11 protein-coding genes and 2 tRNA genes are annotated in these 10,962 nt (G+C 56.1%); 11 read left to right on the top strand and 2 right to left on the bottom strand.

Going from position 1 to position 10,962, the window contains the following annotated elements:
• From FHS27_RS15485 to FHS27_RS15535, 11 genes are all read left to right on the top strand, one after another.
• On the top strand, positions 1 to 1,083 hold a 1,083-nt coding region (locus FHS27_RS15485), incomplete at its 5' end, for a tyrosine-type recombinase/integrase (protein ID WP_184305825.1).
• A 1,346-nt stretch (positions 1,084 to 2,429) separates the two neighbouring features.
• Positions 2,430 to 2,500 (top strand) — tRNA-Ile (locus FHS27_RS15490).
• 240 nt (positions 2,501 to 2,740) lie between these two features.
• On the top strand, positions 2,741 to 2,980 hold the full coding sequence (locus FHS27_RS15495; protein ID WP_184305826.1) for a helix-turn-helix transcriptional regulator: 240 nt from the start codon (positions 2,741 to 2,743) through the stop codon (positions 2,978 to 2,980).
• Positions 2,981 to 3,201: 221 nt separating this feature from the next.
• Complete coding sequence (locus FHS27_RS15500) at positions 3,202 to 3,378, top strand: hypothetical protein (RefSeq protein WP_184305827.1); 177 nt, start codon at positions 3,202 to 3,204, stop codon at positions 3,376 to 3,378.
• 257 nt (positions 3,379 to 3,635) lie between these two features.
• Positions 3,636 to 4,964 (top strand): hypothetical protein, encoded by a 1,329-nt coding sequence (locus tag FHS27_RS15505; RefSeq protein WP_184305828.1) that lies wholly within the window; start codon positions 3,636 to 3,638, stop codon positions 4,962 to 4,964.
• A 467-nt stretch (positions 4,965 to 5,431) separates the two neighbouring features.
• On the top strand, positions 5,432 to 5,734 hold the full coding sequence (locus FHS27_RS15510; RefSeq protein WP_184305829.1) for a hypothetical protein: 303 nt from the start codon (positions 5,432 to 5,434) through the stop codon (positions 5,732 to 5,734).
• Positions 5,735 to 6,062: 328 nt separating this feature from the next.
• The gene (locus tag FHS27_RS15515; protein WP_184305830.1) at positions 6,063 to 6,497 is read left to right on the top strand and encodes a hypothetical protein; all 435 of its coding nucleotides are present in this window, start codon (positions 6,063 to 6,065) and stop codon (positions 6,495 to 6,497) included.
• Positions 6,484 to 6,864, top strand: coding sequence for a helix-turn-helix domain-containing protein (locus FHS27_RS15520; RefSeq protein WP_184305831.1), 381 nt, complete (start codon positions 6,484 to 6,486; stop codon positions 6,862 to 6,864). Before FHS27_RS15515 ends, FHS27_RS15520 begins: the two co-directional genes overlap by 14 nt.
• A 62-nt stretch (positions 6,865 to 6,926) precedes the next feature.
• On the top strand, positions 6,927 to 7,346 hold the full coding sequence (locus FHS27_RS15525; RefSeq protein WP_221225142.1) for a hypothetical protein: 420 nt from the start codon (positions 6,927 to 6,929) through the stop codon (positions 7,344 to 7,346).
• 785 nt (positions 7,347 to 8,131) lie between these two features.
• On the top strand, positions 8,132 to 8,347 hold the full coding sequence (locus FHS27_RS15530; protein ID WP_184305833.1) for a hypothetical protein: 216 nt from the start codon (positions 8,132 to 8,134) through the stop codon (positions 8,345 to 8,347).
• Between the two features lie 133 nt (positions 8,348 to 8,480).
• Positions 8,481 to 8,554: transfer RNA gene (locus FHS27_RS15535), tRNA-Ile, on the top strand.
• Here FHS27_RS15535 and FHS27_RS15540 read toward each other — a convergent pair.
• The gene (locus tag FHS27_RS15540; protein WP_246419869.1) at positions 8,523 to 9,941 is read right to left on the bottom strand and encodes a tyrosine-type recombinase/integrase; all 1,419 of its coding nucleotides are present in this window, start codon (positions 9,939 to 9,941) and stop codon (positions 8,523 to 8,525) included. The genes FHS27_RS15535 and FHS27_RS15540 overlap by 32 nt on opposite strands.
• Before the next feature lie 566 nt (positions 9,942 to 10,507).
• Complete coding sequence (locus FHS27_RS15545; protein ID WP_184305835.1) at positions 10,508 to 10,927, bottom strand: hypothetical protein; 420 nt, start codon at positions 10,925 to 10,927, stop codon at positions 10,508 to 10,510.
• Positions 10,928 to 10,962 lie beyond the last annotated feature (35 nt).

Raw genomic sequence — 10,962 nt, forward strand, 5'->3', positions numbered from 1 at the left:
GATTTGGATCGCAACACGATCTCAATCGTTCAAGGGAAAGGGAACGTGGATCGTCAGGTGATGTTGCCGGCGACTTATCGGGCAATGTTCGCGGCAGTCAAAGGGCAGTTGGGAGGAGACGCGTATTTGTTTCCGAGTGAGTCGGTGTCGCGAGGCGGTTCGAGCTCGTCGCGTTACCTGTCGCCTCGCACGGTACAGCGTGCGATGAAGAAAGCGGTCGCGATCGCGGGAATCATGAAGGACGCCACGCCACACAGTTTGCGTCACTCGTTCGCGACGCACAGTTTCGAGGACGGGTGTGACATCCGCCGCATCCAAAAGGTGCTCGGTCACGTTCGGCTGGAAACGACGACGATTTACGTCCACATCGCCAAGCCGGCCGAGCCGTCGCTGATGCCCAGTCCGATGGACCGGTTGTCGGAGTCGAAAGAACAAGTGACGGCGGAAGAGTACGTAACGGGGCGGGCCGGTTCGAGACGTGTCAATTCGAAAAGGGCGGATTCAGGAAGGGCCGATTCAGAAAGGAACTGTCCGGTAAGGGGCGGTTCTGGAAGGGGTGATTCCGGAAGGGGCGGGGCACGTCGAGCGAATCCGTCGGGAGCGAACGGGTCGCGTGTGGATGAGGGCGTTGGATCCGGTCGAGATGCGGTGGCGGGGAGGTTGGCGGGAACTTTGGCTGGGTTCGTCAATCCGCCGCGTGTTCACGTGAAGCGTTTCGAGGGCGAGTCGTGGACTCGCGTGACGGTTGAGATTGTGGCGACGTCGGGGCGAGTGTTTTTGACCGGGATTCGGGCGACGGAGTCACGGCCGGGGTTTTGGACGTTATCGATCCCGCCGCTGGAGAGTTGGCGGGACGAGATCGGGCGGCTCGATGCGGTGCAATGCAAAGTGTGGAGGCGGAGTTCTATGAGTTTCTGCGAGCGTCGATCGGGAGCCGGTTGCGGGCGAGTGAGTCGGAGCGTGCGAGTTCGGTCGCGGAGGTTCGCACGAGTGGCTTGGGGGCAGCGTTGTCTCGGAAGGTCGATCAGAAAGTCCAGGAGTCGCGGTCTCGGTTCGTCGTGTCGAAGTCGGCGTAGAGGCTAGGCGGTTCTCGAGCGTGGAAGTTGGTGGCCGGGGCTTTGCGTTGAGCCCCGTTGTTGCGCTGGGCCCTCCCCTCGCTTTGCTCGACCCTCCCGGGGGGAGGGTTAATGTTTTTTTGGGGGGAAGCGGGTGATGTTTGGGGTTGGTGATGGGGCGTGTGGGGTTTGGTGTTTGATTGAATTGTGGCGGGCTGAGGCTCTCAGGCCGTGTCGGTGAGGAGCTGACCGAGGGCCTCGGTTAGCTACGAGGGTGTTTGGTGATGTTTGGGTTGGTGGGGCTGGTGATGGGTTGTGTGGGGTTTGGTATTTGAATGAATTGTGGCGGACTGAGGCTCTCAGGCCGTGTTGGTGTGTGGGGCTGACCGAGGGCCTCGGTTAGCTACGAGGGTGTTTGGTGGATGATGTGGGCTGGTGGGGTTGGTGATGGGGCGTGCGGGGGTTGGTGTTTGATTGAACTTTGGCGGACTGAGGCTCTCAGGGTGTGTCGGTGTGTGGGGCTGACCGAGGGCCTCGGTTAGCTACGAGGGTGTTTGGTGGATGATGTGGGTTGGTGGGGTTGGTGATGGGGCGTGTGGTGGTTGGTGTTTGATTGAACTTTGGCGGACTGAGGCTCTCAGGCCGTGTCGGTGTGTGGGGCTGACCGAGGGCCTGGGTTAGTTACGAGGGTGTTTGGTGGATGATATGGGCTGGTGGGGTTGGTGATGGGGCGTGCGGGGGTTGGTGTTTGATTGAATTGTGGCGGGCTGAGGCTCTCAGGCCGTGTTGGTGTGTGGGGCTGACCGAGGGCCTCGGTTAGCTACGAGGGTGTTTGGTGGATGATGTGGGTTGGTGGGGCTGGTGATGGGGTGTGTGGGGTTTGGTGTTTGATTGAATTGTGGCGGACTGAGGCTCTCAGGCCGTGTCGGTGTGTGGGGCTGACCGAGGGCCTCGGTTAGCTACGAGGGTGTTTGGTGATGTTTGGGTTGGTGGGGTTGGTGATGGGGCGTGCGGGGGTTGGTATTTGATTGAATTGTGGCGGACTGAGGCTCTCAGGCCGTGATGATGTGTGGGGCTGACCGAGGGCCTCGGTCAGCTACGGGGGTGTTTGGTGGTTGGCGTGGGTTGGTGGAAGCGGGTGATGTTTGGGGTTGGTGGCTTGGTTGTTTGAGTGGGGCGTTTGAGAATGAGGTTGCTGCGTCTGTCGCGTTTTGGGGGAGGTGACTACAATCTTCGATGCCGTTCGCGGAGTTGCTCTTCATTTTGGGGCGACGTCCGCCACAGAAGGCTCGGCTTGATCGCTCAGGTGCTCAAGACGGGGGTGGGGAGGAATCGTCGAAACGACGCTTTTTCTCTTCAAATCGACGGCATTCCGGGGCTGTAGCTCAGTCGGTTAGAGCTGGGAACTCATAATTCCGATTGGCGTCTTTCGCCAAGTCCCGCCAGGACGCCCTCGGATAGCGCAAAACACCGTATTTTGCAGCGCCAAACGCCGTCGCCACACTCGCCGGTTCACGCCGCCTCCCGCCGAGTAACGCCTCCGAAATATCCCCTATGTATCCCCGGAGATAGAAAGACTTGAAATCAGATTTTGATCTGCCAGGGTGACCTGCGGAATTACGCCTTGCTTAATGGAGGCGACTCCACATGGTGAAGATCAAGATATCAAGCAACGGAGTGGCAGCGTGCTACGTAAGCAAATCGACGGACAGTACACCGCATCGCTACAGCCGAGCGGAATGAAGAAAGCAGACGCCGCGTACTACTGCGGTTTGTCCGTGAGGACCTTTGAGCGGCTCGTGGCGTCTGGGGAAATCCGACCGCGACGGGTGGGTAGCCGCACCATCATCTACCTACGCAGCGAACTGGATGAGTATCTGGGGCAATTGCCGGTCGGCGGTGGCGAGATGCCATCAGTCGACTAAAAGACTACGAACAAATCCTCTTGCGTGGGCTGGCGATCGCCCTGAAGATATTCGCACCGCCATGACGGTGTCAGTTGGCCTCACGATTGAGGCGCATGAAAAAGCCCCGATGATCCGTCGCCAAACAGTGACCATCGAGGCTCATCACCTGATGCGTCGATGATACGGTAGGCGAAGCCAAATTCAACCGCATCAGATCACTCCCAAGTCATCTGATAAAAATGTCTGACTCCCTCCCTGATACACAGCGTGAGCAAAACTCCCTCTCGTCGTCTTGCCTAACCCCCGCGCAAGTAGACGCCATCGCGAGACTGCTCCTGAGCCTGACGGAGGACCGTAGCGACGGTGCAGATGAACCGACCAGCCGTGTCGGTCAGCGCGAGCAGAAAGAGGCTTAGTTTCGCTATGGATGGCGATCATTTCGGCCACGATTTAAAAACCCCAGCTTGGGGTTTTTAAATTCGTCCCGCAAAACACGGTGTTTTTGGGTCTGAACGCCCAAGACTAGAGATTGACCCGATCGGGTGTTCTCATTTTTAACAGACACAAAAAAACGGGCATCAAGCAATTTGCCTGATGACCGTAATTGAATCGGGATGACTTTGAGCTGTGGCGGCGATCAGTCATCTCTCCCGTACACGACTGAGGTAGAGTCATGCAGCTGAACGACATTGTACGCGTGCAAAAAGCCAAGGGCAACAACTTGCCCAAACGGGAGCCGCTGGCAAGGGTGGCGGTCCCAAGGTCGGTTGAATTGCCATCTGGCGTCGAGGGTGATAACTGGGCGCTGTTCTTGTCGACACTCGCCCTGCATACATCGCTGACACGCGAGAGGCGAGATCACGGCCACTGGGTCAACCTCCACAACCAAAATCTCTCGACGTTGCTAGGCCGGAGCTATCGCCGCCGAATCGATGCAATGATCGACGCTGGCATCGTCGAGCGGAACGATCGCTATTCGACGGGCATGGAAGGCGTCAAAGCGTTCACGAAGTCGTACAGGATCGCAGAGCAGCACCGAACAGGGCAGTCGCGACAGCACTGCATCACGTCACGCCCGGTCGCGAAGAAGGTAGCAAAGACGTACGCGGTCGACCCAGAGAACTTAGGGCAGGCTGGAATGCACTACCGAGAATGCTTCAACAAATTGCGTTTGGATGAAGCGGCGGCGGAAGATCCGAAGCTAACCAACCACTGGGACCAGTGGACGATAGCACGATGGCACAACAGACAGGAGTTCGCGAAACGGTGCGATTATGGGAGGTATCACGGTCTGACCTCACAGCTACCAAAACGCGCGAGAAAGCATCTACGGACAATCAATGGAGAAGACATCGTCGTTGTCGACGTCTCAGCCTGTCAGCCACTCATAACAGGGCACCTAGCTCACCAACACACCACAGGCAACCACCCACCGCAACGCGCCCCACTACCATATGACGCGCGTTTTTCGAAAATGGAAAAGAACAAGACCAAACCGGATGTGGCGAGGTGGATCGAGCTGTGTGAATCGAAATCGTTCTATCGGTATTTCTTCGATTCAATCCAGACGTTCGACGGTGACACAACCGCGACGATCAAGCTGCAATCAGGGCGGACGATCAGGACTGATATGCGGGAAATGCCCGAACGCTCGATCAAGCGGGCGACGTTGATTCCCGTTTTCGACCGTACTGACGCAATGAGACGTTCGCCGATCTTCCGTATCATCGAGCGTGACTTCCCAACTATTGCAAATTTCATCGTTGCGGCTAAAGAAAGCGGACATCAGCGATTAGCCTGTCTGCTGCAGCGCACCGAGTCGGGACTTATGATCGACGGACTAGGGAACGAGCTAAGGAAGCGACACCCAGGCGTGACGGCACAGCCGATCCACGATGCGATAGTGGTACCGGTATCGTTCGCGGCCACTGCCGCCGAACTGATTCGGGAGCAGTTCGGTAGAGTAGGTCTATCGCCTAGTGTGACGGCGGACGCTGTGTAGTTCGGTCACGGCAAAATGATCGCACAAAAAAAACACGCCCCAGAGTGATCCAGGGCGTGGCCAAAGGTGATCGGCATGTCCGTACCGAGCAGTGTCAGTGTAGTGGTTGCGGTATGGTATTCAATCTCTTGGCATTTCAATCGAACTACTAGCCGAATCGTCACTCTGGTTTTGAAACGAAGGGACCTGATTGGCGTCGCGCTCTCGATGACAGGCGAGTGACAGACGTCATCACCCGCGATCGAGAGGAGCAGGACTTGGCGACCGATATTCTCTACTGGTGTATTCTCTACTGGTGCTGCCGGGTTAGGCCGTTAGGCATCGACGAAAAAACCGCTTGACGCGATTCACGAAATCCGCAACATTGATCGCACGACTACTCACCAGCCGCCGCAACCGGCTGAGTCGCGATCGATCGGGAACGTTACTAACTACCGTTCACCTTCTTTCCGTTGCGAGGCACTATCATGACCATCGAGTCATCACGTCGACGGTTGATCGACGCGCACCCGTCACTCTGTCAGTTCGATCAGATTCTCTTGGTCGCTACGCTGCTGAAGCAGTCGCGCCGAGACCTCACCATCGAGGAGATCAACGAGGACGTTTCGGAAATCCGGGGAGACGTTTCAGGTGACGTTCCTATTGAGACTGTTCTGGAATTCCTGGATTCCATCGGCGTCGTCAGCGAGCTAGACGGTCAGTGGCGTTTCTATGACATCGAGTCGACCACTCACAGGATCGTTGACTCGCTAGCCGCTTCTCTTCGATAGCTGTTTAGTTGCTATCGGTGGTCAAGAAACAGGAGACCGCCGCGCGGGGTGTGGGGAGACGCAACAACCCGGCATCCAATCCCCCCGGCGACAAAGGGGGGCGTTTTTCCTTCGTGGCAGCGCGGTGGCCACGTGTCCAAAACCTGATAAAACAGGGCCTGCCAGTTAGGCAGACTGCGTGGTTATCGCCCCCTGCCAAGGGGAGTCATTGCCGGTGTAAACTGAGTCCAGACAGGAAAACGCACGTCAAACCCCGTTTTTCCGAACCACTCTTATCCAAATCAGTCTATCCTGAGACTTGAAAAATGTTTAGGTAAAGCTACACTTCATGCGTTCCGAAGAAGTTCTAAAGGAGTACTGCGACCTGCTTGAAGTTGGAGAGTGGGGGAAAATTTGGGCAGTGAAAGTAATCCCACTTCGGCGAATGTGCTCCCAGGCAACTTCCGTTGAGGACATGGTTGAGCAGATGGCGGAAAGCAAGATCGGTCATTTTGCTGCGGTTGTCTCGCAACTCGCGGAGAATGGAACTACGGGATCCCACAAGTTCCGATCCGAAGCAAATGGATTCAAAGCTATCGCAATCAAGGGTAAGCAGCAGCAGATGTACAGATTCCCGGCCTTCCGCTTGCGATGCAATTGGGTTGTTGTTTACGGTTTTGTAAAGCCACGACAAGCAACATGGGACCAGAAACATAATGACTGGGCTGATACGGTTCGAACTGAAATCACGGAAAAAATACGAGGGAAAAATGAGCAAGCTTAAGCAGCGATTAGAAGCGACCAAGCGAGGCCGCCATTACTGCGAAACCAAATTTATTCTTGAAGTCACTGACGCGCTTGCTGACTGCCTCGAAGACTCAGGTGTCAAGAAGAAAGACTTGGCAAGCAAGCTTGGGCTTACCAGAGGCCGTATCTCACAGTTGTTCAGCGGTGAGAAAAACCTCACCCTGCGAACCTTAGCTGGCATTCTTTGGGCGTCGGGCAAACGTGGCCGACTTGTCATTGAGGACATGGACCAGGACTCGGATGAATTCCATCCACTTAACCAATGTATCTACAACGCATCCTCTTGCACTCGCTATACTTTCAAGACGGACGCGAGTTACTGCGAAAGTAATATCTCGACATGACGCATAAGCTTATCGAACTCACTTCGTTGGTTTCCCCTCACGCATCTGTGCTACGGATTCGCATGACCTCTGGTCAATTCAATTCACCAGATCATTTGCCTGAGCGAAACGCTGTTGAGTTCGCTGTTTCCGCGAAATACTTACCTGTGGAAGGGGATGGTCGCTGCGCGTGCGATGTCAGTGTTAAGGTCCGCACTACCGACAACAGCGAGGAGTCAGAGGAGTCAGAGGAAACTGGGCTTCAGATACTGGCAAACTACGAGGTGCTATTTTCAATTGAAGGCGAGCACGAGCAGGAGGCTATTGAAGCCTTTGCAAGGCTAAATGGGGTCTTCACTGCATGGCCATACATGCGGGAGTTCACGCAGTCCTGCACATGCCGAATGGACCTGCCGCCACTAACTCTTCCACTCGTTACGGCACCAGCAATAGCGAACCATCTTTCTAAAGACGAGGACGTCGATATCCCGGCGATCGAATAGTGCGCACGGTCATTGGACGGCTCAATTTGCGCAACCGCTCATGGCCTTCATCACGGACTTCCAGTGTTGTCTCCTGTTCGTAGTTACCTACGACTTCGGGAGACATTGGCGAGGACATGCCAGCTGCTTCCCCGATCCGAAAACGCCCGGCTCTCACAGTTATCGCTGCAATCGTGTTCGTGTTGATCGGTGCCGTCACGTTGTTGCTGGGGTCGTGGATAGACGGCGTTGGTGCGCTGCTAGTTGGCGCGGCGTGTTGGGCTATCGGGCGCGAGGGAAAGTCGCCCTCCTGACGGCGATCACTTTGGCGACGATTTAAAAACCCCAACTTGGGGTTTTTAAATTCGCCCCGCAAAACACGGCGTTTTTTGAAAGGCAATTTTCGGGCGCCGTCCGTTTCGAGCGTGAATTCTCGCGATGGTGTCCGCGTATTGCGGACTGCCTAGCGCAGTGAAACGATTGATTTTGGTCAATCAAATCACCTGCGACTGGAGCCTCGCATGTCAACTATCGATTCGAATTCAACTCCCTCGACCGTCCACCCCCGCGTCGTCTCACTGATACGAGAGCGTATCGGCGTGGACACTTGCCGCACCCTCTCTGATGACGATTTAGTCCGGTGTGCCAGCGGCACCGCACTGATGGCTGTCTGCCAGTTACGTTACGTGGGCGAGCAGGTTAGCCAGTCTCTGTCAGACCTCGTGTCTGGTGTCAGCAGCCGCCTTGGTCGTGAGGTGCGATCATGATTCCCGCTTGGCATTTCTGCTTGAGACCGATCCCAGGCTATGGCATTGGCTGGCGTCCATGTCAAGACGATCCAATCAGTGATGCGACACAAGGACGTGAAATTGACTCTCGACACCTACGGCCATTTATTCCGGTCGATGGAAGCGGAGGCAGTGCAGCGGATGGCGTTGATGGTTGGCGGTGTGTCGCCGGAGGCTGCGGCAAACGCACCGCTCACGACCGAAACCAACCGGGTTGGATCTGTCGCAAACTGATCTGCGCGGCTATCATCCCCGGTGCCTCGCGGCTGTTTCTGGGGGAGAATATCCCCTATGTATCCCCGAGGCGAATTTTGCCGCGTTTTTAAATGTTCGAAAAACGCGATTTGTCCCGTGTTTTACGGGCAAAGGGGCTGTAGCTCAGTTGGTCAGAGCTGGGAACTCATAATTCCTAGGTCGCGGGTTCAAGTCCTGCCAGCCCTACTAGGTAGTAATCGCCGTTGTTGTCCTGAACTATTGAAAACCCGTTTTCTCGCGGGTTTTCCGGTGTTTTTGCCGGGTTCGCGGCAACAACGGCGGTTCCCTCTTCTGGTTCAATAGCACCAGATTCACCCGAAATGGAACCACCAGACGCGTCGGTTCCACTGGTGGCGTCCTCGGACTCCTCGGTCGGTTTCGGTGTGCCGGAGGCGACCGTCGTCGCCTCCGGATCCGATGCCGCCTTGAACGCTTCGTCCGTCGCCATCGCGTAATGCTTCATCGCCGTGGGCACCGAATTGCCGAGCCACGAGGCGACGTCCTTGGCCGGGTAGCGGGCCATCAGTTCCGTTTCGCGAGAGGCCCGCAAGTTTTGGAACAACCGGGGCCACGGCTCCACACCGCCACGCGTCAGAATTTTTAGGAACGTGGTCCCCAAGTTTTGATCGGGTCGCCGATATCGGTTGATCACGTAGGGCGACGTCGGGCCGTCCGGCATCGCATCCCATGCCGCTTGCAAGTGCCGGTGAAGTTCAGGGAATATCGGGCACACCCGGATCCCGCCGGAGGAGTGGTGTTCAGTTTTCGACGCCGTGATGGTCATTTTGCGGGCCTCCAAATCAATATCCGACCGTCGCAGTGGGATCAATTCGGACGGGCACCGCAGGCCACCGTAACGCGTCAGGGCCAATATCAGACGCCAGTCGCCGCAGGGACAATGGTCCATCAAACTTTCAATCGTTGTCGACTCGACGAAGTGTTGGTTTTTCTCGTTTCCTTGGCCGGTCGACGCGAGGCCCGCGAACGGATTGGAATCAATGAGGCCACGAGCCATCGCCTCACCGAAAAACAGTTTCGCCAGTGCCGTCATCTTGCGAGTCGTTTCCTCGGACAGCCCCGGTTTATCCTTGTCGCGGAGATTGCCTTTCGTCTTGATCGCAATCCGCCACTTGCGAGCGTCCTCGACCGTCACGTCACGAAGTCGTTTTCGTTTCCCGAAATAGTCGACCAGCTTCGCACGGCCGCGAGAGTAGGTGAGTTTCGTGCTTGGCTTCACGTCCTCACGCTCCGCCACGTATTCGTCGATCCATGCGACCAATGTCAGATCACGAGAGACGCGTTTGGTGACCGATTCGCACAGACCGCATTTCGCCAGCTTGTTCCGCAGGTCGTTATCAACACTCGCGAGCCAATCAGCCGTCGCCGATTCCGGTGGTCGCTGTTTTTTGGTTTGCACGATCAAGTGTTCGACGTGGGCCTGAATATCCTCCGCCTTGGCCTCGGTCACGTCACCCAGCCAAATAGATCGCTTGCGTTTCGAAGCATCCCGAAATTGCAAACGGTATCCGCCGGTGCGTTTCTCGGTCTTTTCTTCGCGGCTCAAACTCGCCATTGAATCAACTCCATCAGTTGTTCCCATGTAGGTGAATGAAGAGCCACGGCGGGGCCGGCATGGGACCGGCTTTTCGGCCGCTAAACCTAGCCGTGGCCAAACGCATCATAGCGGTGAATCTCGAATCAAAACATTGTCGCCGCAATTTCGTTCCGTGTTTCACCTTCTTTCAGTTCCGAGAGATAGGACCGTCTATGCGACTCGCACGAATAATCCGATATCGCGTACCGTGCTTCGACGGACACTCCGATGTACTCGGTCTCGTAATCACTCTCGCCCCCTAGACCATTCGCTCGGAGATCCCAACGTATCCGGCCTACAATGAAGTCGTGTCGATTCGCCGCGGACCGAATTAGCGGATCCACAACTTGAACCCAATCACCCTCACGAGGTACGGCGGGGAGTTCCAAATCAAAACCGAAATCTGCTTCACCACCATGTGGTGGAACTACTACAAAGTGAATTCTCATAGGATTTTCCAAAAGGGAATGTTGAAACGACGAAAAACTTCGCCCGTACATTCCATGTCGCGAAATCGGTGTGAGTAGGGTCGCCTAGTTATCGTTTTATTGGAGGAAAGTTGTCGGTGGAGCCGTAATCGTCACCAAAGGCGACCGGCCACGAGCAAACTCACACTGGACCAATCCCAATTCCTCCATACGCCGCAAAATCCGTTTTCCGGTCTTCGGGTGGACGCGTAGTTCGCTGAGGAGCGTCGGTGTCATCTTGATCGGATTCCGCCGTTGGTATCCCGCCGCATACCACAGCAGCACCGCCACGGCCTCGGCACGATCACCACACGTCGACGCCGCTCGGAACCACGTCAACGGGATCGGGCCACGGATGAATCGCTCACCCGGTCGATGCCGTGGCAATGGCACCGATACCGACTTGGCCTTGGCGTTCCGATCGACTCTCCGCTCGCCACGGACTGCGAACAATTCGGCCACGTCGGTGGGGCGGGCCGTGAAAGATTCCAAGTTCATGGGGTACCTATTAAAGAGATTTCTAAATAGAACCA

Origin of the sequence: Aporhodopirellula rubra (assembly GCF_014192335.1) — a bacterium.
Taxonomy (GTDB): Bacteria; Planctomycetota; Planctomycetia; order Pirellulales; family Pirellulaceae; genus Rhodopirellula; species Rhodopirellula rubra.

Coding starts and splice junctions, on each gene's coding strand:
- FHS27_RS15500 (WP_184305827.1), top strand. CDS start 3,202: ATGTCTGACTCCCTCCCTGATACACAGCGTGAGCAAAACTCCCTCTCG.
- FHS27_RS15505 (WP_184305828.1), top strand. CDS start 3,636: ATGCAGCTGAACGACATTGTACGCGTGCAAAAAGCCAAGGGCAACAAC.
- FHS27_RS15510 (WP_184305829.1), top strand. CDS start 5,432: ATGACCATCGAGTCATCACGTCGACGGTTGATCGACGCGCACCCGTCA.
- FHS27_RS15515 (WP_184305830.1), top strand. CDS start 6,063: ATGCGTTCCGAAGAAGTTCTAAAGGAGTACTGCGACCTGCTTGAAGTT.
- FHS27_RS15520 (WP_184305831.1), top strand. CDS start 6,484: ATGAGCAAGCTTAAGCAGCGATTAGAAGCGACCAAGCGAGGCCGCCAT.
- FHS27_RS15525 (WP_221225142.1), top strand. CDS start 6,927: ATGACCTCTGGTCAATTCAATTCACCAGATCATTTGCCTGAGCGAAAC.
- FHS27_RS15530 (WP_184305833.1), top strand. CDS start 8,132: ATGGCATTGGCTGGCGTCCATGTCAAGACGATCCAATCAGTGATGCGA.
- FHS27_RS15540 (WP_246419869.1), bottom strand. CDS start 9,941: ATGGCGAGTTTGAGCCGCGAAGAAAAGACCGAGAAACGCACCGGCGGA.
- FHS27_RS15545 (WP_184305835.1), bottom strand. CDS start 10,927: ATGAACTTGGAATCTTTCACGGCCCGCCCCACCGACGTGGCCGAATTG.